Raw genomic sequence first — 24,952 nt, forward strand, 5'->3', positions numbered from 1 at the left:
TATTTATCCTTTTCTTTTTAAAAACCAAAATAGTACAGTTAATATAAAAAGAATAATTGGTGTTAGTCCAATATATTTAAAAGAATTTTTTGCTCCTAATAAAAAATAAAATGCTATAGGCAAAAATGTAATTGTACTTATCAGCATAAAAACCCAAGACTTTTTAAAAATACCTACTATTAATGTGACTCCAAAAATGAAAAATGAGAGCTGCCATAGGAACAAAATTGTGTTAGAATCTGCCATATCGTCTTCTCCTTTTTAACATCTTCCTATATGAGAATGGGCTCTGATTATCCCTAGATGGTATCTATCGATGACATTCATTTATGTGTACAGGATTCTTCGATTTTCTAATAATTCCCAGCACGAGTAGCACGGGAATCTAATCAATTACAGCCTCTTCCTTGTACTTTTCATTTAACACACTTAACATCTTAATAATTGCCGTTTCCTCACTTGGTACTTGTAAGGACGCAAGCTCACGTACTTTATGTTCACCTACACAAACGCTTTCTTTTGCCTTTGCAAACATGGACGCATCATTCGTATCATTACCAAATGCGATAAATTCACCTTCAGCGATACCTAACTTCGTTAAACCATTCCATTTATCTATACCGCTCGGGCTCATATCTACAATATTTTCAGATGTATGTTCATACAACGAGATTGGTAGTTTTTTTAGTTCGCCTACTATTTCATTACGTTGCTCTCCAGGGAATAATACAACTTTCACTATATCCTTCAACTCTTGCAACGAAACATTTTTCGCAAGTTTTAATGGATCTAAATTTTGATAAATTGGATGTGTCTCACTACCTGTATATGCATAATCCCAATCACCGTCTATTAAATACGGCAATCCAAATGCTGAAATAATGTTTTGAATCTCTTCTACAATTTTTGCTTCAAATGCTGTTACCTCAATAATTTCACCGTTCCGTGCAACAAATGCACCATTTCCCCCTACCATTGAAAATTTTCGCATTGTTTCAGGTAATACTGGTAGTAAATCACGAATCGGACGAGCTGATGCAAAAATGATTTCATGCCCGTTTTCGATGCAAGCTTCTAAAGCATTAGTAACTCCCTCACTTAATGGTTGTCCCTTAAAGCAAATCGTACCGTCTAAATCAAATACAAATTTCATTGTCACGCCCTCTTTCTAAACTGTTAATTACCCATTTATTATCTCATAAATATTTACATTTATTGTAGAAATAATAGTGATTATTATCATAACGTAGGGTTGATTTCCGTTCCGGCTGGGGGCGTCCGATGAACCAAATAAGAGAATTTTTTTATCATTATCAAATGTTTGATTTCATAATAAATGAATGACCTCAAACAAGACAGAAAAGAAATAATTTTTAGAATATTATTGACAAATCAAAAATATCGCAGTATTATTGCTTTCAACAACACATTATTGTAGGCCAAGATTGGAAATAGTAGAAATGAAAGTGTACTTGTAGAGAGTCGGTGGTTGGTGCAAACCGATAGGCACACATTTTGAACTCGTCCATGAGCCACTCCCTGAACTTTAAGTAAGGGACGTCGGTTTCCTCCGTTAACGGGATAGACAGTGACAGCTGTCGATAAGGGGGCTTTTTCTGTAAAGAGAAAGTCAATTAGAGTGGTACCGCGAGCATAAACTCGTCTCTATATTTTTATATAGAGGCGAGTTTTTTTATTTTTATTGGCCTAGGTGTGGATTTCGTCTCTAGCAGAGCTAAAGGTTAAAAGCAGAGACAATATCAATATTACTACTACAAAAGGAGTGTTTGAAAATGGGAAGAAAAATTTGGGTGTTTGATACGACTTTACGTGATGGCGAGCAAGTGCCAGGTGCAAAACTGAATTTATATGAAAAAGTAGAGATTGCTCAGCAACTCAAAAAATTAGGCGTCGATATTATCGAAGCTGGGTTCCCCGCTTCATCACAAGGAGATTTTGATGCAGTTAAAGCTGTTGCACAAAAAGTTGGGAATACAAGCGACATTATGATTACTGCTTTAGCACGTGCTGTACAGGCAGATATTGATGCTGTTTATAATGCTGTAAAATATGCAGAAAATCCGATGATTCATATGGTACTCGGTACTTCTGATATTCATGTTGAGAAAAAATTTAGTAAATCCAAGGATCAAATTCTACAGATTGGCGTAGATGCAGTAAAATATGCGAAAACTCTTCTACCACAAGTCCAGTATTCAACAGAAGACGCTTCTCGTTCAGATTTCGAGTATCTTTGGAAAACCATCGAAGCCGTAATGAAGGCTGGTGCAACAATGATAAATGTGCCTGACACAGTTGGCTTTGCAGAACCAGAAGAATTTGGAGCGATGATTTATAAACTAAATGATCGTATGAAAAACTTAGACGATAGCGTTCTGTTAAGTGTTCATTGCCATAATGATCTTGGAATGGCAACTGCTAATACGCTTGCTGCGATTAAAAACGGCGCAGATAAAGTAGAATGTACAATTAACGGAATTGGCGAACGCGCAGGAAATGCTGCATTAGAAGAGGTAGTCATGGCATTGAAGACACGTAGCTCGGTATACAATGCTGAGACGCGTATCAACACAAGAGAAATTATGAATACGTCTCGTCTTGTTTCAAGCTTTATGGGCTTAGACGTACAAGTAAACAAAGCGATTACTGGAGATAATGCTTTTGCCCATTCATCTGGTATTCATCAAGACGGTCTTCTTAAATCTCGTGATGCCTATGAGATTGTCCATCCAGAAGATGTAGGTCTTGACGATATGGAGCTAGTCCTGACAGCTCGCTCTGGACGTCACGCGGTGAAAAATGCTCTTGAAAAACTTGGCTTTTCAAATCTTACAGCGGATGAATTTGAAGGAATCTTCGAAGGCTTCTTAAAGCTGGCTGATGCAAAGAAAGAAGTTTACGATCACGATTTATATGTTATTGTAGAAAGCTATTATGAAAAGCATGATGCAAACAATGCTAACGCCACTCACTATAGTGATCAATTCTTTGATTTCGATGATTTACAAGTCGTCAGCAACGTAAGTTTCCCTTCAGCAAGTGTGAAAGTACGTAAAGGCGGGGAGATATTTAAAGCAAGTGCAGTTGGCTCAGGTCCAATTGATGCCCTATATTCAGCCATCGCAGAAATTACAAACATCGATGTGAAACTTGTAGAGTATAATATCAATAGTGTTTCTCGTGGTAAAGAAGCGCTTGGTAAAGTAAAAATAACAATCGAGCATGAAGGTGAAAAATATATCGCAAAAGCTGCAGATACAGATATTTTAAAAGCGAGTGCGCTAGCTTATATTAATGCCATCAACAGTATTGTTGTTGCTAAATTAACGCCTGTTATGAACTAAATAATAGATCAATTGTGCCTCGGCATAATTGCGTCCAGAATCGGCTTTGTACTTAGGCCTGCACGAGGGCCGACACGATGTCGGTCATTTCGGTATTGCCACAGGTACCGATGCAGGTCAGTTAGCCGTTATCGCATGGATGCGATAATTCCCCTAAGCACTCCTCTCCGATGCCGTGACATTCGCCGGAGGCTTTAATTACTTTCATTTGAAAGAAGTTAAAAGCAGTATGACACTATTTCGAGTCATACTGCTTTTACTTTTCCTATCGACTGCCCTCAACTAATTTTTGATATTCCTCTTCAATTAGTGCCACATCAAGACGTTCAAACAGCGGTGTCACTTCGCTAATGCTTGTTGGTAAGTCTACTTGTTCATGCCACTTCACTTCTTTGATCCCTAACATTTTTCTCACCTTCTCAGCTGAAAACGGTAAAAATGGATGTAATAGCTGTCCAAGGTTGGCAATGATATAAACACATGTCGCTAATGTTTGATTTCCAGCTTCCACATTCTCTTTCACCTGTAGCCATGGCTGCTGCTCGTCAAAATAGCGATTAGCCGCACGAATATATTCAAAAACAGCCTCTAATGCTTGCTTAAAATGACCCGCTTCTATATGATTCCCAACATCATTAAACAGCTGAGTTGTTCGTTTTCGAATAGTGTCATCTACCTCTGCATGAGGCACTTGACGATCAAACGATTTCTCTAAAAACTTCAATGTACGATTAACAAAATTACCGTAAGCGCCAAGTAATTCACCATTATGACTATAAATAAATTCTCGCCAAGAGAAATCAGTATCGCGATTTTCTGGCGCATTCATTGTTAAAAAGTAACGAATAGAATCTGCATCGTATCGACTTAAAATATAAGGCACCCATACCGCCCAGTTTTGACTCGTCGATAATTTTCGTTTTTCTAATGTTAAATATTCGTTTGATACAATATGTGTAGGTAATGCCTTCGCTCCCATCCCCATTAGAATGGCTGGCCATATAATTGTATGGAACGGGATATTATCTTTACCATGCACATAATATGAAATCGTTTCTTCATTCCACAAATCTTCAATCGCTATTTGGTGCTGCCTTGCCCATTCCAAACTCGCTGTTAAGTAACCTGCTACTGCTTCAATCCACACATATATTTTTTTGCCTTTAAAACCTGGTACTGGCACATCTATTCCATTTGGTAAATCCCTTGTTACAGCACGATCCGGAACCCCTTCTGCCAAGTAACGCTCTGTTAGACTTAAGGCATTGTCTCGCCAGCGTTTTTCTGCCTTTGCCCCCGCTAAATAAGTCTCTAGCCTTCCCTGAAACTGACTAAAGGCAAAGTAAAAATGCTCTGCCTCCTTGATAATTGGCGCATTCCCACAAATCTTGCAGCGTTTATCGATTAAATCGAGCGGGTCTAAAATGGTTGAGCAATTATCACATTGGTCACCACGTGCCATCGCACCACAGTTTGGACAAATCCCCTCGACAAATCGGTCAGGCAAAAACTGCTTGTCCGTTTCACAATAAGCCTGTTCAATTTTCTTTTTGTATAAAAAATTGTTCGCTAATAGCTGTAAAAAAATTGTTTGAACAGATTCATGATGGTGCTGCGCATCTGTCCGCGTATACAAATCATAGGTAAATCCTAATTCATTGAAGCATTTTGAAAACTCTTCGTGATAATGATTAGCAATTGCTTCCGTTGTCGTATTTTCCTGTGCAGCCCGAATAGAAATCGGGGTGCCATTACAGTCACTTCCTGAAACATATAATACCTTCTCGCCCTTTTGTCGATAATATCTAGCCAAAATATCGCCCGGTAATAATGCGGCAACATGCCCTAAATGCAAAGAACCGTTTGCATATGGCCACGCGCCTCCAATAACAATTGTCATCCTAAGTTGCTCCCCTCGAAAAAATGTAAAAAGTGTAAGGTGTGTTGATCAACCATTTTTATTCATCTAAACCTGTATTCACTTAACCAAGACACCTGAAAAAATGTATAAAAAAACGCCCTAATCAAAATTGATTAGGACGAGTATACCCGTGTTACCACCTATATTTACAAATAGCTCTCACTATTTGCCTCCATCAGTGCGTCTCATTTCAAATTTCATTGAGAGATACTGCCGCTGTTGTAACGAGTGCCCATCTCGTCGTAATCTACTCGCAAACTTGCTTTCGGTACGAAGCTCAAAGGTCATTTTCAAAAGGGGACATTTACCTCATTTCCACCAACAGAGGCTCTCTATATAATGCTTATCCAATTTACTTTTCCTTATCAATGCTTTTATTATAGATTTCCACTATCTTACTCTTTTTACCCTTGAATTGCAACTCATGTCGATAAATATCTGAAAGTTCTCGATAAAACGAAAAAGTTAGGCGATAAATCAAAAAAGTTGGGTGATAAATCATTCAATCTTCTCGATAAATCAAGAAATGTAGTCGATAAAATTTTAGCCTAACTTCAAATCTAGTAAGTTTTTTAAATCATCGATGACGATGTCCGCTTTCTGTAATTCTGTTTCCTGTGCAAAGTCGAAACGAACACCAACAGAGATTAACTGATTGTCATGAGCTGCTTGAATATCAGAAGAACGATCACCAACGACTGCCCCACGTTCAATGACATTTTCCTCAATTACCTTTTTCACTAAATCCGATTTATGACCACTCGAAATGGACTGAATACTATATGTACCTTTGATAAAACGTTGTAATTGATAGGTTTCTACTATCGCTTGTAAATACTCTGTTTGCCCATTACTGGCAATGAATAAATCATAGTTTTCTGCCAAAGCAGACAGTGTTTGCTCTGCATGTGGATACAATGCGCCCTGACGATTTCGTATTTGTTCAATAAGCTTAACATGGAATAATGCATTGCTTTCTTCCCGTGTCGCTAGCGTATGCATAGGACATAACGTTTCCCACACAACAGGTAATGAAACACCCATAATATTGCGGTATTTCTCTATTGGTGTTTCCCCCTGCCACAAGCCCTTTGCACGTAGCACATCGAACGTTGCCGATAGTGCTGGTTCTAATATAAGATTTGTTTGAAATAAAGTACCGTCCATATCAAAAATAATAGCTTTATTCATAAAATCACCCCTTCTACTATTATCAACGTATTCATTAGAAAGAGTGTTGCAACCTTTAGACATCAAAAAACTCCATATGCATTTTTTCCTTTTTATAATAATCCAAGCGATCCTGTAAAGTCCCTGTATGAAATTCCAACTTATGACCGTCTGGATCTGTGAAATAAATCGATTTTTTATCTCTCACATCTCTTTGTCTACCTTCTAGGATATTGACATTAAGTTGGATTAACTTTTCATACATTTTGTCAAAATCATCCTCATGGATAGAAAAAGCTAAATGTGTATAGGATTGATGTATTTCATTACGAGGAATATCCTTTTCTACATTCAGGGCAAGCCACAGCCCATTTACATCAAAATAGGCTGTACTTTTCCCCTTCACTAATAATTTTGCGTCAAAAACCTTTTCATAGAATGCAATGGATTCCTCTAGATTTGAAACTGAAAATAATAAATGATTTATGTTTCGGATTGTCATATGTGTGTCCCCCAACTATGAGATAACCGTTCACCCTCATATCAAGTTTCGTTTAATTAGATTTTTTACCTTTCTTCCCCTTCGCAATTTGCTTTGATTTGCGTTGCTCATTAAGTTTTGCCTGTGCATTTGCTTTTCGTTCGATAAAAGCAAGCTCTCTTTGCAATTTAAAATAGCTTTGAAGGCGGGATTGCTCAAGCACACCATCTGTAATGGCTTGCTGTACAGCACAATGCGGCTCCTTCTGATGTTTGCAATCTCTGTAACGACAGGCTGTAGAAAGTTCATCAATGTCCTTAAAACTAGAAGATAAACTGTCACTCTGATCCCATAATTGTAATTCTCGCATTCCAGGTGTATCAATTAAACAGCCACCACCTGGCAATAAAACTAATTCACGATGTGTGGTTGTATGGCGCCCCTTCGCATCATCTTCACGAATATCCGAAACCTTCATATAGTCCTCACCACTAAGGGCATTCGTCAATGTAGATTTCCCTGCTCCAGAAGAACCAAGCAATGCTCCTGTTACGCCTTCCGTAAATAGCGCACGAATATCCTCTAAGCCCTCCCCTGACAGAGCACTAGTCACAAAAATATCCACACCGAACGCTACAGACTCAACCTCACGTATTTTACTAGCAATATCTTCACAAAGATCAGCCTTCGTCAATACAACGACCGGCTTCGCACCTGAATCCCACGCAGCTACTAAATAACGTTCTAAACGACGAATATTAAAGTCTGCATTTAAGCTCATCACTAGAAGCACGATATCAACATTCGATGCTACGATCTGCTCTTGTACTTCCGCCCCCGCGGCCTTCCGTGAAAAGACTGATTTTCGTGTAAACAATTTATGAATAATCGCCTTTTCCTCACCAGGCATTTTCTCAACTAGCACCCAATCCCCAACTGCGGGAAAATCCTCACGTGCTAATGATGTATACGCGTAATGTCCAGCAATCGTTGCCAGCCACTCTCCTTCTTCAGCCAGCACACGATAGGAATGCTTATGCTCCAATGTAACCCTAGCCGGCACACAGTTCGCTAGCTTAGCCTCCTGTTTAAATCCAGTCATTTGATCTTCAAAATATGTTAAAAATCCTAAAGTTGTTAAATTCAATTTGTTTTCCTCCTAAATTTGCATATCGTTTATCATCACTTGAAAATAAACACAAAAAAACCATGTCTCTGCGCAATTCGGCAGTTACAAGGTTCACAGGCACATTTAAGAGAATATACAAAACACCACAATCATGAATTAATTCTGTGTTTAAATTGTATATTTTAGGCGTGTGAAATTGAACAAACCGAATTGCAGTTCATTAAAAACGGATCTATTCGTCATGTCACATCACCTACTTTCGATTTTGTTATTTTTAATATAACGGAATCTTCCGAAATTGTCAATTATAACTTACAAGCATGTATCCCCTCCCTACCTGCATACAATAAACAAGACCACTATTGGCGAAGGAGATGTTGAATTGGCAAAAATCATTTCAATCAGTACATACAAACCACCGTACACATTACAACAGACAAATGCGGAGGAGCTAACGAAGGAGCTTTTTCATGCAAAAATCCCTAAATTAGAACGCTACTTAAAAGTGTTTGAGAATGGTGGTATTGCAACACGTCATTTTTGTGTGCCACCGGAATGGCATCGTACGGATCATTCCTTTGAGGAACGTAACGATTTATATATTGAGCTAGCTACACAATATAGCGTTAACGTCATTCAAGCCTGTTTACAAAATGAAACGTTTTTACAATCACCGATTTCTCCTAAAGATATCGATGCTATTATTTTTGTGAGTAGCACAGGCATTTCCACACCGAGTATTGATGCACGGGTTATGAATCAACTTCCTTTTTCAGACCGACTTAAGCGTATTCCACTTTGGGGACTTGGCTGTGCTGGTGGTGCAGCTGGTGTTAGTAGAGCCTATGATTTTTGTCGTGCTCACCCGAAAACGAAAGTTCTTGTCGTTTGCGTTGAGCTTTGTAGTCTAACCTTTCAGCCAAATGATTTTTCAAAAAGTAATTTAATTGGTGCCTCTCTTTTTGCGGATGGCGCAGCATGTATACTCGTCTGTGGAGACGAAGTGAATATCGCAGTAAAAAAATCAACACCTACTATTATCGGAACTGGCTCTAAGTGGATGCCAGATTCAGAAAATGTTATGGGCTGGAATATTAAAAATAATGGCCTACATGTCGTTTTTCAGAAAAGTATTCCTGCCATCATCACCAATTGGCTCGGTCCATTCATTGAACAATTTTTATTGGAACATGAACTGTACAGTGAACAGCTTGACCATTTCATTGCACATCCTGGCGGTAAAAAAGTATTAACAGCCTATGAAGAAACACTTTACTTAGCTCCCCAAAAAACCGACATTTCTCGGGAAATATTAAAATATCATGGAAATATGTCATCTCCTACGGTGCTATACGTGTTGGAGCAATTTATGTTAAATGAAGGACAAGTAGAAGATACTGGTTTGCTCGTCGCTCTTGGCCCTGGCTTTTGTGCTGAAGCTGTATTACTTAAATGGAGGGAGTAGCATGATGATTTACATTATTTTGGTCCTCGTCATTCTACAAAGATTGACAGAAGTTTTCATTGCAAAACGCAATGAAAAATGGATGCTCTCACAAGGGGCCTATGAAGTTGGTTCCTCTCATTATCCGTATATGGTTACTTTGCACGCCGCCTTTTTCTTGTTTTTAATGATTGAAGTAGCTACTAATCATAAAAGTGTATCGCCTTTATTTCCGTTATTGTTTTTATTATTTATTGCCGTTCAAGCATTACGCATTTGGTGTATCCGTTCATTAGGGTTTTTTTGGAACACAAAAATACTCATATTGCCTAATGCAGAAGTGGTACGGAAAGGCCCTTATACATTTATGCGTCACCCAAATTATGCAGTGGTTTGTTTAGAAATTATTCTTTTGCCTTTAATGTTTCAAGCATACTTCACAGCCTTCTGCTTCACACTTTTAAATATAACAATGCTATCTGTACGCATTCCAATTGAGGAAAAAGCTTTACGAGATGCAACAAATTATAAACATGTATTTCACAAGAAGATTTCGGAATCCTAGCCGAAATCTTTTTTGTTTTTCCAATTAGCAACATAAAAAGGCTGTTTCATCTTACTTTTGAAACAGCCATCTATAACATACTTTATACAGTTTTGTCAGTATTGATTTCTATTGTCAGCTCGTTCAATTTGTGATCCAGGTCCTCAAGCAAGCGTAATTTATGATTCAACTGCTTTTCAAAATCCATTGATTGAGCTAATACTTTATTCACTTGGGCATCTACGCGTGTCAGGAACTCGGGATCCATCTTCGTTTTTCCACTTAGGGAAGAGCTTTGTTTTTTTACATCTGCTAACTCTTCGGCTAATTTTGCTATCTCACTGCTTTTCTCCTCTATTTCTTTGGCTAAATGCTTATTAAGAATGTCTGAATCGGTTTGCTCTAAACGAGATCTTTCGATGGCTTCAATGATCGACTTCATTTGTTGGCTTATATCACTTGTAAAAACAGTCAACTTATTTTCAAGGCCATCCACTGTAGTCTTATCTGAATTCATAGAAATTAATTCATCTTTAGTGAATTTTAGAGTTTCCTTTAATAGCTTATTTTCTGCACGCAGTTCTTCCAATTCTTTTAATAAACCTTCTATCGAAGAAAGTTGTTTTTTCTTCTGGATTTCTCTTCCTTGTATATCATCAAAGTAAGTTTTTATTGTTCTATCATGGTCTCTCTTCAGCTTTAAAAGCTCCATCGAAAGCTCCTTTTTTTGTTTTGCTAATTGAACATTTTCTCGCTCTAATCTTAGGACTAGTGAATAATAATCACTATCTCTGAGCCTTTTAACTTCATTTTTATATTTCGCTAATTCGGCTCTTAAAAAAATGATCATTTGCTGAAGTTGAATAGGATCATTGTTTTTGACAATATCATTATCCACACTTACACCTCCTATCACGACAATTTTTTAAGTAAACTAATCACTTCTTCAAATTGCTCCTTACTTTCCTCTAACATCTCATCAAGCTGTTTAATCAGCTTCATTTCTATTTCCTCATCGCCAACTTCTTCAACTTTTCTCTTTTCTCCTGACATTAAATAGGCAAGAAGTAGATTCAATGTGCCTTTTTCGAGATAAGCAAAGCTATTATTTTTCGTATTACTATAGTTAGATAGATTCGTAAGCTGTTCCTTTATTAGTTGATGGACAACACTATCTATTTTTTGATTTATATTTTCAGACTCACTCATTTTCATCCTCCTGTGTATAACTCATTCCATTGAGATTAATAGGGTTTAAGACGACGACACCCTCTTCGAACTGATCACAATATGTAAAACCCATAATACTTCCTGAATAAGATGAATTATTACCCCATTTGATTTGAAAGTTAGGAAATGATAGTGTCTCGTTTGGCTCTAACGTTGTTTTTCCTATAGGTCTAAGCCAAAACTCCTCCTTGCTCGATTGATCATTAATTCGCTCCCAGCTACTGTTTCCTTTTAAATTTGGTGCGAAATGTTCATAGACATACCTTCCTGAGAAGGAGAATGGGGAGTCTTCAGGTAGCTTTATACATAGAGAAGGATTCGTTATAGGCTGATTACCTATATTACGAATATGATAAGAGCCCAGGCATAAGCTTTCCTCATCGGGATTATAAGAAATATTGATTGAGGATGTGAAATAACTAATAACGTTGACACTTTCCGGAACGATCAACTCCTCAATCGCTTTTTTCATTTCATGAACATAAAAATCCGTTTGGTTTTTTAACTCATTTATTTTTTCTTCTACACGATCGATGCGAGTAAGCATAATCAGTACCCCCTTGCTAATAGTATTGAATTAATCCAAGCAATTTCAAACTTCTTTATGTGGCAGTTACGTCATTCCATAAAAAAAAAGAGAGGATTACCCTCTCTTTACAATATGATGTTCTTCTATGTGTTAGTACCATTAACCGACAGGTGGGAATATAGCAGGGCATTGCGCTGGGCGAACTACACCCGGACATGCGAACGGTAATTCTGCTCTTGGCTCGCAGAAAGTCGCTAAAAATTCCACAGTAACTGGGAATGTAGATTGAATACTTTGGCAAACAGATAAAGTAATAGTTAATGCAGAAAACGTAATTGTACCTGTACCAGCTGTTAATGTTCCAGTTGTACATACGAAACAATCTAAATCTGTGAATAAAATTTCTACATCTGTCCCTTTTGGCGCACATAATGTAACTTGTTCGCAACGAGAAAGTGAAACAGTATTGCTTGTAAACGTAGTGCCGTTCGGTAAACAAACAACTATCGTAAGAATAAAATTCTTTTGAATAGTTAAATTTTGAAGACATACAGTTGAACCATCGATGGAGAATTGGCGATTCTCACGGTTCAAAATAACAATAGGATTAGTAGCTGATGGAACTACCCTACACGTAACTACCGCACCAGTTAAATCTGTCAATGGCGTTACCCCTGGAAAAGTAATTGGTCCTGTAGGAGAAAAATCAAACGACATTTCCTTTACAATCCAGTCAAACACCTTATCGACGTTTATACAAATTAATTCTTGTTGCGCCTGGGATGGCATATTGTCTAGCATCCTTTTGACACCTCCATAAATTTTTTATCTTTCGTTTGTATCATATGTTTTTTTGCTATAAGTGTATGGGCTAATGAATAATTTGTTTTGATTTTTAATCAATGATCCCTCAGCACAGTTGTAGCTGTCGCTACAGAAAACGGTTGCCGCTGTCGCCCAGATAAAACGATGTTGTTGTCGCTTCACTTTCGTACAATTAAACTGCCGCAGAACATGGTGTTCTTATACGGAGTTCCTCTATTTCAGCGAATGTCTTTTGTACCGAAAGCGTAGCGACAGGTACAGGTGTTTGTACACCACTAAAAGAAGTTAAAATTCTTCAGTATCAGAATGAATCATTTTTGCTTTTCTCCTCATCTAATAGAGGAATTAAAATGTTCGAAAGGTCGGTATATTTGTAACAGAAAGTAAATATTTTTAATAAAATATTAATGGATAGAAAGGGGTGAAATGCAATGGAAAATTCAAAATTGTACTCCACTCAAGACATTGAAAAAATGAAGCAAAAGATAGAAACCTACAAGGACACGTTAACTTCATTAAAAACTGGAACTTCAATTGAAGATTACCTATTTATGAAAATGGATTTTGACGAGGTTAAAACGCAAATGGCACTTTTAGAAGAGCTAACTGAAACTATAGATGATACGAAAAAAAATCCAAAAATTAGGGTATATGATGAGCAGGTACAGTTACTATCGGCACAAATTGGATCTCTGAATCAAACGATTGAGGACATGAACCAAGAAATATTAATGGTTTTAAACAAATTACTGACGATTGAAAATACTGAAGCTTTAACAACTATACCTAAAACTGAAAACACATCTAAATTTTTTGCTAACAATGTACGAAGGGATCTGAACATTACACAAACAACAAATCAATCGGCGATTACATCAAAACAGCCATCTTATAAAATGCTACAAAGTCTTGCAGGTAAAGCAATAAATACGCAATTAGATGGTAACAATGGTATACCTTCTACTCGTAACGAAAATCAAAGAGAGGTACCTGAGGAACGCCATTTTAATCAACAATATTTTCAATCAATAAATACTCATCCAAGCCAAATCTATAATGGCTTATATAGAAATACCAACGCCGATTCCACCTTCCATTTTAAACACGCTACGAACACACAGGAAATTCCAATTAGTATGAATGGACCTGCCTTACCACCTGAAGATACCTCAACTCCTGAGAATTACAGAAGAAAAAACACTGCTGTCACTGTAGATGAAATGAACTCTGCAATAAAGAATGAGCCAAGCAATCTTGAAGTACTTGAAACTGTTAATGAGCCTGTCATGGAAGCAGCTGAAAATGCTAATGAACCTGTCATTCTGGAAGCTGCTGATACTGTTAATGAGCCCGTCATTTTGGAAGCTGCTGATACTGTTAATGAGCCTGTCATTTTGGAAGCTGCTGATACTGTTAATGAGCCCGTCATTTTGGAAGCTGCTGAAACTGTTAATGAGCCTGTCATTTTGGAAGCTGCTGAAACTGTTAATGAGCCTGTCATTTTGGAAGCTGCTGATACTGTTAATGAGCCTGTCATTCTAGAAGCAACTGAAACTGTTAATGAGCCTGTCATTCTGGAAGCAACTGAAACTGTTAATAAACCTGTCATTCCGGAAGCAGACAAAGTGGTTAACGAGCAAGAGGACGTAAATAAATCCTCTATTTTAAAAGTTGATGAATGTGAAATTCTTGAACCTATATTAGAGGAAGTATATGAAACCCATGCACAAATTGAAGAGGTAAACGAGCAACCCGAGTTAAAAGACGAAGCACCTGAGGAAAACAAGAAAAAAGAGAAGGGTTCTTTGTTTTTCAATTTCTTTCGAAAATGGAGTTAGTTTAAAGTTGTGGTGTCCCGAGGGTAACAATCTAGATATGTACGATAAATTTGTCCAATACGTGTGAAAATACATATTGGACTTTTTCTGTTTAACTAACCAGAAAGTCAAATTCATTATAGAATACTTGCCATTGACAATAACGCCTCTAAAATGCCTCAATAAATTCCACATATAAAAACTACAATGTGGATATTTGCCCTAACCCTATAATCTTAGCTGAATAGAATAATGAAGAAAGGGGGTGTAAAAATGTGTATGAATTGTATGAATTCAGCGTGCGGCGGCTGTGGAAATAATAATAATGATTGTGTTGCACGCGGTCCTTTTGAAGCTATAGATGCTGCATGTATTACTACTCCACCAGCAACAGGCTCTATCATCCCATTCTCATCAGGTACTGTTCCTGTTATTTTAACAGCAGTTGCTGGTGGCTTGATCGGTACTGTAAGTGAGGTAGGGTTCGGCACGTCTATTCCAGGGGTAACTCTTGTTGGCACAACTATAGACGTAACAAGTGCTGTTCTTGGAACGGAGGCCTTTTCAGTTCCACGTGCAGGTACTATTACATCTATATCTGCATCATTTTCTGCAACAATTGCTGTAACCCTTGTAGGAGGAACAGCAACAATCAGAGCACAAATTTACCGCGCACCTGCGGGAAGTAATATTTTCAGCCCTACAGATGCATTCGTTGATTTAGCACCAGCTCTATCAACAATAGCAGTAGGTACTATTGCATTTGGTACTAGAAACGTTACACCAGTACCAGTAGCTGCTGGTGATCGTTTACTAATGGTGTTCTCCGTTACTACATCAGGGCTTGCTGCTGTTATTACAGGTAACGCAAGTGCAGGAATCAATATTGTATAAAAAATTATGTTCGTAAGTTAAATTATAGCTAAATATAGTACCATTAACTGTATAACATACGATATTTACTTGAAAACAATTTCAAAAGTAGGCGATTTTCTCCTAATCGGAAAATCGCCTACTTTTCGTTCTAAAAATATAGTTTTTATTTCTCCAAAGCCATCTGAATATGAGCAAGATGATGCTTCCCGTGCCAAGCATATAAGGCTACAGCTTTTTCAAGTGTCATCAAGCCTGAATCTGGATGATTAAATGCTCGTTGTAATTGCTCTGCTGTTAAGCTTTCCAGCAAATAAACCCAGCGTGCGTGTAAGCCCTCAATCAATTTATAAGATACCGATACAGGCATTTCCGAATCCGGAAGCTGTGCCCATTCCACTTCGTTATAAGGTTTAATTGTCGGAGTATCCTCTGTTAAAGCTAGCTTAAAACGGATAAAGCTATTCATATGACTATCTGCAATATGATGGACAAGCTGAGTAACCGTCCAACCATTTTCTCGGTAGGATTTTCTGAGGGCTTGTTCACTTGCTCCGTTAAGTGCCTCTGCTAGTTGTGTCGGTAATAGACGAATATCCTCTATCCATTCCTTCACTTGCTGCGCTGTCACTACTTCCGGAAATTGAAATTGTCCAATTGGATATCGAAAATCGGCCATGTATCTTCCTCCATTTCTATGTTCTTACTTTTTATGTTACCAATTTTATATTTTTCACGCTATTCACATTTATCATTCTAAGTAAAACCCTCATTTTGTAAGAATTTTATCTTACAAAACGAGGGTCACATTATATGGTATATTAATTTTTTATTCAGTAATATCATAAATTAACGTATCAAAATAGTTCCCATTCGTATAAAGTAAAATTGCCCAGTCCCCAGGTTTCGGGACCTTCACATTTGAAGGTGCATGTGCATCTGCACCATTAACAGATCCACTAAGTCCTATATTCCAACCATTTACTAAAATCGAATGTATGGTGTTAGAATTTTTGTGATACCCGACAATTGTTAATTGATTATCACGTCCTTCTTCAATACCCCAAACATGCCACATCCATTTTTGAGTGTTTAAACTTGGCATCTCGACTCCAATAACACCTGATTTATTTGAGTTACCAATAATACCTCTGTCTCCAAATTCAACAGCCTTTTTGTCCCAATCAATTGATTTAAAATCACTTTCTTGCACAAAGCCAGGCAAATCATCTGGCAGAGCAACTGCTTTCTCATTCATTGTACAGCCTGCTAAAAACAACAACACTGAAAACAAAACTATACATCGCCTCACTTCATCCCCCCTTTTATAATCATGGCTCTTTCCTATGAAACGATTTTTCCACTCATATTGTTACAGATTATTCAGAAAATACACCCTCTAGTTCAACCTATTATTCTATAAACCTCATCACATATTTAACTAACGACTTTAGGGGATGAACAATCGTTACCGCTGACTCTTTTTCGAATTGCCTCGCAGCCTCAACCATTGAAAGCTGTGCAACTGAAATATGCTGCTGTTCCCCTGCTACATCATGAAGAGTTTGTATAATAGCGTTATTATACGCATCCTTTTTTCCTTGAATAATCAATTCAAACGTATTGTCGATAACTTTTATCTCAGCATTAATGGCTTTTTCATGTAGTAAAGCGTATTGCTGAAGTCTGTTCATCGTCCCTTCTACGGTTTCAGGATTTGTAAAAAGAATTGTTTGAGGCTGTTTTTCTTCACATACTGTTTCAAAGAACGGCTCATCGATTTTAATAATGGGAATAGAAAGTTCTAGCTGTTCTTCCTCTAACAATGCAATATAATTCGTGCACGTTATTAGAATGACATCTATATTACAGCTTTCCATCCATTTAAGTTGTTCTTTAATCTTAAAGGCTAACCCTTCAGTTCCTTTTGAAACTTGCTGGATAAGACCTGGATCCACAAAATGGATTAGTTCTACCTTCTCCGCATTTTGAAATGCCTGTTCTATATACTCAATATTTGAATGATGTGCATGTAAACAACCAAGCTTCCTCCTCAAATGCAGTCCCCCTAATTAGTAAGCTGTTTTTGTCGCTACAGAAAGAGCGAAACCGTTCCGATTTTCTTCTTTGTCCTCTTTTGTGACAACATAACCTAATGAGCGATATAACTCAATGTTTCTTGGTACGCTCATTCGTACTTTACATTCGCTAATCAATTTTCTCTTCATACATGCGAATTGTTCAAGCTCTTCAATTAATGCCGTAGCCAATCCTCGTCCTTGCTTATCGATATATCCGATGAAGGCATGCTCCCCTTTCTCCATTGCCTGTTCAATCGATTCAATTGTTTCACTTAGTGCACTTGATGGTGGTGTTGCATGTTCATACTCTTTAAAGGCTTGTAACATAACGTTATGAATTGCTGATGCATCCTTTGCCTGCGCTAAAATAATGTTCATATGCCAACACTCCTTTTTGATTAAAAATACATTATATTGCATTTTCAACCAAAAATAAACCGCATCATCACAAGTTAATGCGGTTAGTACTATTAGTTTTTATTCACAAAACGAATGGCTTTACTCATTACCGTTGGGACGACGGATGCATGATTTTCTTCCAACGCTTCATAAAACGCAATGTCCATAATTTTTCCTAAATCGCTCGCAATTTGTTGAGCATCATCCACCATAAAGGTTTCAAGTTCCCCCACACCTATGAATAATTTTTCATACGAAAATGGGCGCTCTTTTATAAATTTTGAAGCATAACTGAATAGTTCATGCTCATTCCACCAAATAGAAGGGCTAATCGCTATATAACGTTGGAAAGTTGCTTGATGATGGAATAATTGCCAAAGCACAAAGTAGCCCGCTAATGAATGCCCGAACAGTGATTGCTGCAGCGTATTTACAGGGAATTGAGCCTGTATACTTGGCTTTAATTCCACCTCTAAAAATCTACTAAAGTTCTCTGCTCCCCCATGTTTCTCATGGCCCTTACCTTTAAATCTTGCAGGATACGTATACGTTTCGGCTTTTCCTGTAAAATCATAAAACCGGCGTTCATGCATGTCCAAACCATGCCCAATTCCAACAACAACGGCTGGTAAAACTCCTGTTTTTGGTGCATTACGGCTCTGTAGGCGGACCGCTTCCTTAACAAGATGGAAATAGGAAGACCCATCTAATACGTATAATACTGGAAAACCTCCTTCCGGTACTTCTCCATTCGGTACATAGATATTTACCGTATACGTATAATCCGTAAACTTCGATACAATTTCTTGCGTCACATAATCAAGTGCTTTCTCCTCAATCATTTGTCGGTCTCCTTCATAACATCATAGCCGTAACATACGGGTGTTTTCGTAACTGGATCTTGCATAATACGTGCATTAATATTGAATACGTTACGCATAACATCTACACATAAAATTTCCTCAGGTGTTCCCATTTTCATTACATTCCCCTGTCGCATTGCGATTAAATGATCAGAATATCGCGCCGCGTGATTAATGTCATGCAATACCATAACAATCGTACAACGATGCCGCTCATTTAAGTTTTTCACAATTTCTAGCACCTCTAACTGATGTGCCATATCTAAATAAGTTGTCGGTTCATCCAACAACAGAATACTCGTTTCTTGCGCTAAGGCCATTGCAAGCCATACACGTTGGCGTTGACCTCCAGAAAGCTGAGAAAGCTCTCGATTTCGGTACTCCATCGTATTTGTCACATTTAAAGCCCATTCAATCATTTCCTCATCCTTTTTTGTTAAGCGATTCACATTATTTCGATGTGGATAACGACCATAAGCAATGAGCTCCTCAACCTTTAACTGACCTGGTGCAATAGGCGTCTGTGATAAAATAGCTAGCTTTTTCGCAATGTCTTTCGTCGATAAATTTTGCATGTTTTGGTCCTGTAAATAAACCGTCCCCTGCTGCTTCTTTAATATACGACCAATCGTTTTTAAAAGTGTAGATTTCCCACATCCATTGGGGCCAATAATAGTCGTAATCTTTCCTTCTTCTATTGTTAAATTTAAACCTTCAAACACACGAACCTGTTCATAGCCAGAAGCCAAATTTTCCATTCTAAATGCCGTTTGCATACAATTTCCCCCTATGCCTTCGATTTTACTAGTAAATATAAGAAATACGGAATCCCGATTATCGAGACAACAATACCAACTGCTAGCTCAGACGGCGCAAATACTGTTTTTCCTATAAAATCAGCTGCAATAAGCAAACCCGCACCTATTAATGCACTTACTGGCATGACGTAACGATGTTGTATACCTACAAGCTGTTTAGCAATATGCGGTGCCATTAATCCAATAAAACCGATACTACCTGATACCGATACACAAGCACTGACTAAGCCAACGCTCGCCAATAACAGCTTCATTTTCTCTTTTTCTACCGCTATCCCTAAGCTAGTAATACTATCCTCTTCTAATTGAAAATAATCGAGCAAATATGATTTCCGATAAACGTAAAAGCCTAATAAAATAAGCCACGGCAGCATAGTCACAACAAAAATCCAGTTTGCATTATAAATGGAACCTGCCATCCACACTGCAGCAGCTTCAAAATCCTGAGCATTCATTTTCAATGATAAAAATAATGACAATGCTCCGAAGCCACTATTAATCGCAATCCCTGTTAAAATTAGCCGTTGCATATCTAAATGGCCATTTTTTAGGGCAAATGAGAAAATTAACACAGCGGCCATCGCACCACCGACAAACCCAAAAATCGGCATCATCAAAATAGATAACCAGCTACTCATATCTGCAGATGTAAGATGTAATTGAAAGAAAAACATAAATATGACCACTGCTGCACCGGCGCCAGCGTTAATCCCTAGAATCCCAGGGTCTGCTAGACCATTGCGCGTAATACCTTGTAGCACAACCCCTGCCATTCCTAAGCCAACACCGACTAATGCTGCAATGACAATACGTGGTAACCGGAATTCAAAAATGACAAGATCAAATTTAGGGTTCGGCTCAATTCGTAGCAATGTTTTTAAGATATCCATCACCGACATATCAAAAACACCATTTGTAAGATGGAGATAACTTGCACCAAAAATTAATAACACCAATATTGAAACAGTCATTACGAATACACTCGAGGTTTTTTTACGCACGTTTTTCACCTCCGTGTTTACGAACTAAATATAAGAAGAATGGGACACCAACCAATGCCGTTAAGACGCCGATTGGAGTTTCGAATGGATAATTAACAAAGCGACTGAGCACATCACAAAGCGCTAAGAAAAACGCACCTACTACAGCTCCACACGGAATGATAAAGCGGTAATCTACGCCAACAAGGAAACGTGTAATATGAGGAATAACTAACCCTACAAAGGCAATCTTTCCTACAAGTGCAACAGCCGTTCCTGTTAAACATACAACGGCAAGCATACTAATAATTTTCACGGCTTTTGTTTTTTGCCCAAGTCCAATAGCGATATCTTCTCCTAATGAAGTGATCGTAATAGCCTTAGCTGATAATAATGCAAGCACTAAACCAACTAACCCCAAAGGAATAGATAGCATGAGCATATCCATATCCACCATATGGACCTTTGTGTTATACCAAACACTTACCGTTTGTGATACTTGGAAATACATCGCAATAGCTGTAGCAATACTGCTTAAAAACGTACCAATGACCGTCCCAATAATGGCAAGCCTTACTGGTGACAAACCATTGCGAATTAAAGAGCCAAAACCAAATACAATCCCTGCGCCTAATGCTGAACCGAGCATAGAAAGTAAAATCATTTGGTAATTAGGAAGCCCTGGGAAAAATACGATTGCTAACGTAATCACAAATGCAGAACCATCATTCACGCCCATTAATGATGGGGACGCTAAATAATTTCGTGTAATACCTTGCATCACTGCGCCAGCTACTGCTAAAAATGCTCCCACCAATAAAACAGCTGCAATTCTAGGAATACGTCCTGTTCGTATAATTTGGTGGTCCACGTTCGAAGGGTCAAACGCAGTAATCGCCTGCCATACCGTTATTGCGCTAATGTCTTTCGTGCCGTACATAACGGATACTAATGCCACAATCGCAATTAGGAATGGAGAAGCTGCTAATATTGAAAATGCTACAATGTTTGTTTTTTTCAACTTCCACACCTTTTTCTATATCAAATATGCCTCGACGTAATTGTAGCCGTCGCTACAGAAAACATTTGCCGCTGTCGCGCGGATAAACAATGCGTCCGGAGGCGTTGGGCCAACAAATGTTTTCTGTGCGAAAGCGAAGCAACAGCAACACAACATGATGGTGGCCACTCAGTCATTGCCACAGGACGTGGCGTTCTTAGACTGAGTTCCTCTAACTTATAAAAGGCTGGTAATAGCCTGGTGATACCACCAAATCTACTACCAGCCTCTTTATACTATTTAAGTAATTTTTCAGCTGCGATATCTAAGAATTTCACCTTAGACCATGCAGTACCACCTTGTGCTAAAGGTTCAATGGCATTCACAAAAATTTGATTATTTTGTGATGCTTTTAAGCTTGTAAAGATCGGATTTTTTTGTAGCTCTTCTAACGCTTTTGGTGCGTCAGCATTTTCTGATTCCTCGAATTGAAGGAAAATAGCATCAGGATTAACCTCGGCTAATGTTTCAAGAGATAGTTCAGCCTGTGCCTTTGCAGTTTTTAACACCTCAGGTATTGGAGCCCCTAAATCTTCATATAGAACAGGGTTTAAGTAAACGCCCGCAGGATAGATATACATGATGCCGCCACGTACTCGAATAACTAGAACTTGCTTGTCCGCTAATTGCTCTTTAGATTTCACTTGGGAATCAGCAACCTTCACTTCATAATCTGCAATGATTTTTTTTGCCTCATCTTCTTTCCCTGAAAGCTGTGCAAGTAACGTTAAGTTCTCTTTCCAATTTGTAGAGACATGTGAATACGGAATCATTGTTTGAATTTTATTAAGCTTTTCAGCCATTTCCTTAGGGTATTTTGAGGAACCTAAAATAACATCTGGATCAAGTTGAAGAATGGCTTCAGTATTCGGTGTCATTTTATTTCCAACAAGCTCGGCACCTTCAAATTCAGAAGCAAGATATGCTGGAATTTTCCCACCGATATCAAGCACACCAACAGGCTTGATACCGAGCACTGCCGCATCTTCCATAGACTCTAAGCTTGCAGCTACTATATTTTTAACATCTGCAGCAATTTCATATTTTTCGCCTAAGTATGTAATCGTTTGTGTTTTCGCTTGATTTGTTTGCGTTTCAGATGCACTAGTTTCTGCTGCATTATTTGTAGATGTAGATGATTCTTCTGCTTTATCCGTTCCACACGCAGCCAAAGATAGAGCTAATAGAGCAGGTGCACACATTTTAAAATATTTATTCATAGATATTCTCTCCTAACGAACTTCATTATATTGATAATGATAATCATTTTCATTTATAAGTCAATAGTATTTTTTTAATTGATATCTATTATCATTTACGGATACTATCCTAACAAAGTGGAAAACAGTTGTGAATGGACGATTTCACGAATCACATGGACTTTTGCCGATTTCCGATCACAAAAAAAGCTGCTTCTTTTTTCAAGAAACAACTTTTTATAAGTATTTAGCTTCCTCAAGCATTGTTTTTCGATATGTTGTCGGCGACATTCCCGTACATTTTTTAAATACTCGACTGAAATAAAAGCAATCTATATAACCTACACATTCTGCTATTTCCGCTACTGGCGAATCATCATATTTCAGTAACTCCTTCGACCGTCGAATACGATATTCCGTTAAGTAGACGCTAGGATTCATCCCTGTATGCTGTTCAAATAGATAGGCAAACCTACGACGCTCCACGCCAAATTCTTCAGCAATTTTCGAAACAGAAAGTTGTGTAGCATAATTCTCATGTATATACTGTAAAGCTTGCTCCATCTGGTCACTTGCCGTATCGAGCACCTTCACTTTTGCCGACATAAGAATGGCTTCCAAAAGATTCATAAATAGAGTCTTTGCTTTGAATATTGACATATTACCCGGCATTGCTTGGCTTTCTATTAACTGCTGTACATAGTCAATAATTTTAGTATGATAGCCTGTATTGATTAAAAAGTGCTGGGTTGATAATGGATATAAAATTGACTCTTCGGGAGAAAGTTGATAATGAACAACTGCGTATTCCCATCCTTTATCATCAGAAGCTCTAATTTCGATTGGCATTTGTGGTCCTGCATGTACGACCATACCTGGCTCCATTGCATAAGGGGTACCGTTAAAACTAAATATAGCGTTACCAGCAAGCGGTACAACCAATCCACACTTCCCCGGGGCTGTTGTTCGACCTTTGTCTACTTGGCCTGGCTCCATCTTATTTGTAAAAACATCCGTAAATTTTACAGACGCATGTGCATAGTAATCGATTAAATGCTTGATATCCATTTTATAGCCTCTATATTCTTTAAAACTTTTTGGATTTGTGAAAAATGATGTTGATCATGATCTACTAAACTAGCAAAATAACTGTAAAGTGTTAATTCAGAAGCACCTATTGTAAAAGGCAGTTGCCACTGCTTATCCACTATTTCATAAAGTGCGTCAATTAGCTGATGTCTCTGATGGATAAAATCGGCTATCGTTTCTTCTCTACTTTGTGCACGACTATTCCTTGCTGCACAAGCATTTATCTCTCCTACATCTGGCCCTTTTGGTAAGCTCCCCTCTATAAAAAGAAACGGTAGACGTTGCTTTAACACAAATTCATCCCACGGTGTAAGATGTCCAATTACCTCTGCAACCGTCCATTTCCCAGGCTCTATAGGGGTACGCCATTGTTCTTCAGTTATGCCTGCTAAACTTTCCACAAATACGATAGACCTTTCATAATGCGAGATTATTTGATGTTTATCGTGACACAAATCCCTTAACTCCTTCACTTCATTTTAGTAGACAATTTGTAGCTTCGACCAACTTGATTCCCACTGCTTGTTACGAACTCTATTCAAATAAACCTCATACCTCGGAGAGTCCTTCTGAAAATATGGTGTAGGAGCGACAATTCCAGCAACTAAGTGCTTAATACCATGAGGTGCAGCTATCTCAAGTTTTCCATTAGAAAGCCTCACACCAATAGCTGTTGGTATTTCTGGAAAATGCGCAATGCCATCAATAGATGATTGATAAGGCTCACTGTTATTTACTACATGCATTCTTGCTTGGTTTTTCACAGACCAAGGCACATCAGGTAAATACTTCGTCAATTCTTGTTCATGTTGCTTCTCATAGTTATCTGAGAGATTTACTTTATCAAAATATATCACATCAATATCAGCTAATGGCGTTCTATATTCTTTTTCATGCAGACAATCCCACACCTTAGATCGAATAAATCCTGCACATATCCATGAATCAGGTAATTGGAGTTTTTCTACATTTTTTAAAATGTCCACCATCCATTCATCTGCAGCAATCAAGCTTTTTAGCTCTTCTTCTGTTTTTATCAGTTTCATTCACCTCTGAATTTGTCATTCTAATGCTTACGCTGTTTCCTAATTAATGATTCTCAAGATTGCATTTTGTATAAATATCATTTATACAA

The 24,952-nt window shown here is 37.9% G+C and carries 27 protein-coding genes and 2 other annotated features; of the genes, 5 read left to right on the forward strand and 22 right to left on the reverse strand.

Annotation, left to right across the window (positions count from 1 at the left end; all coding sequences use genetic code 11):
• Nucleotides 1–3 precede the first annotated feature (3 nt).
• Complete coding sequence (locus ABNX05_RS08840; protein WP_349659371.1) at nt 4–246, reverse strand: hypothetical protein; 243 nt, start codon at nt 244–246, stop codon at nt 4–6.
• A 139-nt stretch (nt 247–385) separates the two neighbouring features.
• Nucleotides 386–1,153, reverse strand: coding sequence for an HAD-IIB family hydrolase (locus ABNX05_RS08845; RefSeq protein ID WP_349659372.1), 768 nt, complete (start codon nt 1,151–1,153; stop codon nt 386–388).
• 279 nt (nt 1,154–1,432) lie between these two features.
• Nucleotides 1,433–1,670: a binding site (T-box leader), on the forward strand.
• Nucleotides 1,671–1,793: 123 nt separating this feature from the next.
• Here ABNX05_RS08845 and ABNX05_RS08850 point away from each other — a divergent pair.
• A complete protein-coding gene (locus tag ABNX05_RS08850; protein ID WP_349659373.1) occupies nt 1,794–3,365 on the forward strand; it encodes a 2-isopropylmalate synthase in 1,572 nt (523 codons plus the stop codon).
• A gap of 265 nt (nt 3,366–3,630) precedes the next feature.
• Here the strand turns inward: ABNX05_RS08850 and metG are convergent, their stop codons facing one another.
• From metG to rsgA, 4 genes are all read right to left on the reverse strand, one after another.
• On the reverse strand, nt 3,631–5,265 hold the full coding sequence (metG, locus tag ABNX05_RS08855) for a methionine--tRNA ligase (protein WP_349659374.1): 1,635 nt from the start codon (nt 5,263–5,265) through the stop codon (nt 3,631–3,633).
• A gap of 132 nt (nt 5,266–5,397) precedes the next feature.
• Nucleotides 5,398–5,664: a binding site (T-box leader), on the reverse strand.
• Nucleotides 5,665–5,829: 165 nt separating this feature from the next.
• A complete protein-coding gene (locus ABNX05_RS08860; protein ID WP_349659375.1) occupies nt 5,830–6,477 on the reverse strand; it encodes an NIF family HAD-type phosphatase in 648 nt (215 codons plus the stop codon).
• Nucleotides 6,478–6,532: 55 nt separating this feature from the next.
• Nucleotides 6,533–6,958, reverse strand: a complete 426-nt coding sequence (fosM, locus tag ABNX05_RS08865) for a FosM family fosfomycin resistance protein (RefSeq protein ID WP_349659376.1) — start codon at nt 6,956–6,958, stop codon at nt 6,533–6,535.
• 52 nt (nt 6,959–7,010) lie between these two features.
• Nucleotides 7,011–8,084: a ribosome small subunit-dependent GTPase A gene (rsgA, locus tag ABNX05_RS08870; RefSeq protein ID WP_349659377.1), complete on the reverse strand. Its 1,074-nt coding sequence runs from the start codon at nt 8,082–8,084 to the stop codon at nt 7,011–7,013.
• 364 nt (nt 8,085–8,448) lie between these two features.
• Here rsgA and ABNX05_RS08875 point away from each other — a divergent pair, with 364 nt between their 5' ends.
• Both ABNX05_RS08875 and ABNX05_RS08880 read left to right on the forward strand, forming a co-directional pair.
• Complete coding sequence (locus tag ABNX05_RS08875; RefSeq protein WP_349659378.1) at nt 8,449–9,531, forward strand: type III polyketide synthase; 1,083 nt, start codon at nt 8,449–8,451, stop codon at nt 9,529–9,531.
• Nucleotide 9,532: 1 nt separating this feature from the next.
• Entirely contained in the window at nt 9,533–10,075 is a 543-nt protein-coding gene (locus tag ABNX05_RS08880) for an isoprenylcysteine carboxyl methyltransferase family protein (protein ID WP_349659379.1), read from the forward strand.
• 82 nt (nt 10,076–10,157) lie between these two features.
• Here the strand turns inward: ABNX05_RS08880 and ABNX05_RS08885 are convergent, their stop codons facing one another.
• The 4 genes from ABNX05_RS08885 to ABNX05_RS08900 form a co-directional block, all read right to left on the reverse strand.
• The gene (locus ABNX05_RS08885) at nt 10,158–10,952 is read right to left on the reverse strand and encodes a coiled-coil domain-containing protein (RefSeq protein WP_349659380.1); all 795 of its coding nucleotides are present in this window, start codon (nt 10,950–10,952) and stop codon (nt 10,158–10,160) included.
• Nucleotides 10,953–10,966: 14 nt separating this feature from the next.
• Complete coding sequence (locus ABNX05_RS08890) at nt 10,967–11,263, reverse strand: hypothetical protein (protein WP_349659381.1); 297 nt, start codon at nt 11,261–11,263, stop codon at nt 10,967–10,969.
• Nucleotides 11,256–11,831, reverse strand: a complete 576-nt coding sequence (locus tag ABNX05_RS08895; protein WP_349659382.1) for a hypothetical protein — start codon at nt 11,829–11,831, stop codon at nt 11,256–11,258. Before ABNX05_RS08895 ends, ABNX05_RS08890 begins: the two co-directional genes overlap by 8 nt.
• 141 nt (nt 11,832–11,972) lie before the next feature.
• Nucleotides 11,973–12,614, reverse strand: a complete 642-nt coding sequence (locus tag ABNX05_RS08900) for a BMQ_0737 family morphogenetic spore coat protein (RefSeq protein ID WP_349659383.1) — start codon at nt 12,612–12,614, stop codon at nt 11,973–11,975.
• 455 nt (nt 12,615–13,069) lie between these two features.
• Between ABNX05_RS08900 and ABNX05_RS08905 the strand changes: the two genes are divergently transcribed.
• Nucleotides 13,070–14,476, forward strand: coding sequence for a hypothetical protein (locus ABNX05_RS08905; protein WP_349659384.1), 1,407 nt, complete (start codon nt 13,070–13,072; stop codon nt 14,474–14,476).
• A gap of 252 nt (nt 14,477–14,728) precedes the next feature.
• Complete coding sequence (locus ABNX05_RS08910; RefSeq protein WP_349659385.1) at nt 14,729–15,349, forward strand: exosporium glycoprotein BclB-related protein; 621 nt, start codon at nt 14,729–14,731, stop codon at nt 15,347–15,349.
• Between the two features lie 145 nt (nt 15,350–15,494).
• Here the strand turns inward: ABNX05_RS08910 and ABNX05_RS08915 are convergent, their stop codons facing one another.
• From ABNX05_RS08915 to ABNX05_RS08970, 12 genes are all read right to left on the reverse strand, one after another.
• Nucleotides 15,495–16,007: a YfiT family bacillithiol transferase gene (locus ABNX05_RS08915; protein WP_349659386.1), complete on the reverse strand. Its 513-nt coding sequence runs from the start codon at nt 16,005–16,007 to the stop codon at nt 15,495–15,497.
• 150 nt (nt 16,008–16,157) lie between these two features.
• Nucleotides 16,158–16,586: a DUF4871 domain-containing protein gene (locus ABNX05_RS08920; RefSeq protein WP_349659387.1), complete on the reverse strand. Its 429-nt coding sequence runs from the start codon at nt 16,584–16,586 to the stop codon at nt 16,158–16,160.
• A 154-nt stretch (nt 16,587–16,740) separates the two neighbouring features.
• The gene (locus ABNX05_RS08925; RefSeq protein WP_349659513.1) at nt 16,741–17,391 is read right to left on the reverse strand and encodes a hypothetical protein; all 651 of its coding nucleotides are present in this window, start codon (nt 17,389–17,391) and stop codon (nt 16,741–16,743) included.
• Between the two features lie 9 nt (nt 17,392–17,400).
• Nucleotides 17,401–17,787, reverse strand: coding sequence for a GNAT family N-acetyltransferase (locus ABNX05_RS08930; protein ID WP_349659388.1), 387 nt, complete (start codon nt 17,785–17,787; stop codon nt 17,401–17,403).
• A 92-nt stretch (nt 17,788–17,879) separates the two neighbouring features.
• On the reverse strand, nt 17,880–18,650 hold the full coding sequence (locus ABNX05_RS08935) for an alpha/beta hydrolase (protein ID WP_349659389.1): 771 nt from the start codon (nt 18,648–18,650) through the stop codon (nt 17,880–17,882).
• Nucleotides 18,647–19,447, reverse strand: a complete 801-nt coding sequence (locus tag ABNX05_RS08940) for an ABC transporter ATP-binding protein (RefSeq protein ID WP_349659390.1) — start codon at nt 19,445–19,447, stop codon at nt 18,647–18,649. Before ABNX05_RS08940 ends, ABNX05_RS08935 begins: the two co-directional genes overlap by 4 nt.
• A gap of 11 nt (nt 19,448–19,458) precedes the next feature.
• A complete protein-coding gene (locus ABNX05_RS08945) occupies nt 19,459–20,460 on the reverse strand; it encodes a FecCD family ABC transporter permease (protein WP_432760136.1) in 1,002 nt (333 codons plus the stop codon).
• A gap of 22 nt (nt 20,461–20,482) precedes the next feature.
• A complete protein-coding gene (locus ABNX05_RS08950; protein WP_432760133.1) occupies nt 20,483–21,490 on the reverse strand; it encodes a FecCD family ABC transporter permease in 1,008 nt (335 codons plus the stop codon).
• 275 nt (nt 21,491–21,765) lie between these two features.
• A complete protein-coding gene (locus ABNX05_RS08955) occupies nt 21,766–22,749 on the reverse strand; it encodes an ABC transporter substrate-binding protein (protein ID WP_349659392.1) in 984 nt (327 codons plus the stop codon).
• Between the two features lie 216 nt (nt 22,750–22,965).
• The gene (locus tag ABNX05_RS08960; RefSeq protein ID WP_349659393.1) at nt 22,966–23,796 is read right to left on the reverse strand and encodes a helix-turn-helix domain-containing protein; all 831 of its coding nucleotides are present in this window, start codon (nt 23,794–23,796) and stop codon (nt 22,966–22,968) included.
• Nucleotides 23,778–24,272: a DinB family protein gene (locus ABNX05_RS08965; RefSeq protein WP_349659394.1), complete on the reverse strand. Its 495-nt coding sequence runs from the start codon at nt 24,270–24,272 to the stop codon at nt 23,778–23,780. The genes ABNX05_RS08960 and ABNX05_RS08965 overlap by 19 nt, the downstream gene beginning before the upstream one ends.
• Nucleotides 24,273–24,296: 24 nt before the next feature.
• Nucleotides 24,297–24,863, reverse strand: a complete 567-nt coding sequence (locus tag ABNX05_RS08970) for a nucleotidyltransferase family protein (protein WP_349659395.1) — start codon at nt 24,861–24,863, stop codon at nt 24,297–24,299.
• Nucleotides 24,864–24,952: the final 89 nt, after the last annotated feature.

It is taken from the genome of Lysinibacillus zambalensis (assembly GCF_040183165.1).
In the GTDB taxonomy this organism is placed as follows: domain Bacteria; phylum Bacillota; class Bacilli; order Bacillales_A; family Planococcaceae; genus Lysinibacillus; species Lysinibacillus zambalensis.

Excerpts from the sequence above, each read along its gene's own strand:
- ABNX05_RS08905 (WP_349659384.1), top strand. The coding sequence starts at position 13,070 with ATGGAAAATTCAAAATTGTACTCCACTCAAGACATTGAAAAAATGAAG.
- ABNX05_RS08850 (WP_349659373.1), top strand. The coding sequence starts at position 1,794 with ATGGGAAGAAAAATTTGGGTGTTTGATACGACTTTACGTGATGGCGAG.
- ABNX05_RS08915 (WP_349659386.1), bottom strand. The coding sequence starts at position 16,007 with ATGGCCGATTTTCGATATCCAATTGGACAATTTCAATTTCCGGAAGTA.
- ABNX05_RS08880 (WP_349659379.1), top strand. The coding sequence starts at position 9,533 with ATGATGATTTACATTATTTTGGTCCTCGTCATTCTACAAAGATTGACA.
- ABNX05_RS08845 (WP_349659372.1), bottom strand. The coding sequence starts at position 1,153 with ATGAAATTTGTATTTGATTTAGACGGTACGATTTGCTTTAAGGGACAA.
- ABNX05_RS08955 (WP_349659392.1), bottom strand. The coding sequence starts at position 22,749 with ATGAATAAATATTTTAAAATGTGTGCACCTGCTCTATTAGCTCTATCT.
- ABNX05_RS08860 (WP_349659375.1), bottom strand. The coding sequence starts at position 6,477 with ATGAATAAAGCTATTATTTTTGATATGGACGGTACTTTATTTCAAACA.
- ABNX05_RS08970 (WP_349659395.1), bottom strand. The coding sequence starts at position 24,863 with ATGAAACTGATAAAAACAGAAGAAGAGCTAAAAAGCTTGATTGCTGCA.
- ABNX05_RS08935 (WP_349659389.1), bottom strand. The coding sequence starts at position 18,650 with ATGATTGAGGAGAAAGCACTTGATTATGTGACGCAAGAAATTGTATCG.
- ABNX05_RS08940 (WP_349659390.1), bottom strand. The coding sequence starts at position 19,447 with ATGCAAACGGCATTTAGAATGGAAAATTTGGCTTCTGGCTATGAACAG.
- ABNX05_RS08945 (WP_432760136.1), bottom strand. The coding sequence starts at position 20,460 with ATGACTGTTTCAATATTGGTGTTATTAATTTTTGGTGCAAGTTATCTC.
- ABNX05_RS08890 (WP_349659381.1), bottom strand. The coding sequence starts at position 11,263 with ATGAGTGAGTCTGAAAATATAAATCAAAAAATAGATAGTGTTGTCCAT.
- ABNX05_RS08910 (WP_349659385.1), top strand. The coding sequence starts at position 14,729 with ATGTGTATGAATTGTATGAATTCAGCGTGCGGCGGCTGTGGAAATAAT.
- metG (WP_349659374.1), bottom strand. The coding sequence starts at position 5,265 with ATGACAATTGTTATTGGAGGCGCGTGGCCATATGCAAACGGTTCTTTG.
- ABNX05_RS08930 (WP_349659388.1), bottom strand. The coding sequence starts at position 17,787 with ATGAACATTATTTTAGCGCAGGCAAAGGATGCATCAGCAATTCATAAC.
- ABNX05_RS08920 (WP_349659387.1), bottom strand. The coding sequence starts at position 16,586 with ATGAATGAGAAAGCAGTTGCTCTGCCAGATGATTTGCCTGGCTTTGTG.
- ABNX05_RS08960 (WP_349659393.1), bottom strand. The coding sequence starts at position 23,796 with ATGGATATCAAGCATTTAATCGATTACTATGCACATGCGTCTGTAAAA.
- fosM (WP_349659376.1), bottom strand. The coding sequence starts at position 6,958 with ATGACAATCCGAAACATAAATCATTTATTATTTTCAGTTTCAAATCTA.
- ABNX05_RS08900 (WP_349659383.1), bottom strand. The coding sequence starts at position 12,614 with ATGCTAGACAATATGCCATCCCAGGCGCAACAAGAATTAATTTGTATA.
- ABNX05_RS08840 (WP_349659371.1), bottom strand. The coding sequence starts at position 246 with ATGGCAGATTCTAACACAATTTTGTTCCTATGGCAGCTCTCATTTTTC.
- ABNX05_RS08895 (WP_349659382.1), bottom strand. The coding sequence starts at position 11,831 with ATGCTTACTCGCATCGATCGTGTAGAAGAAAAAATAAATGAGTTAAAA.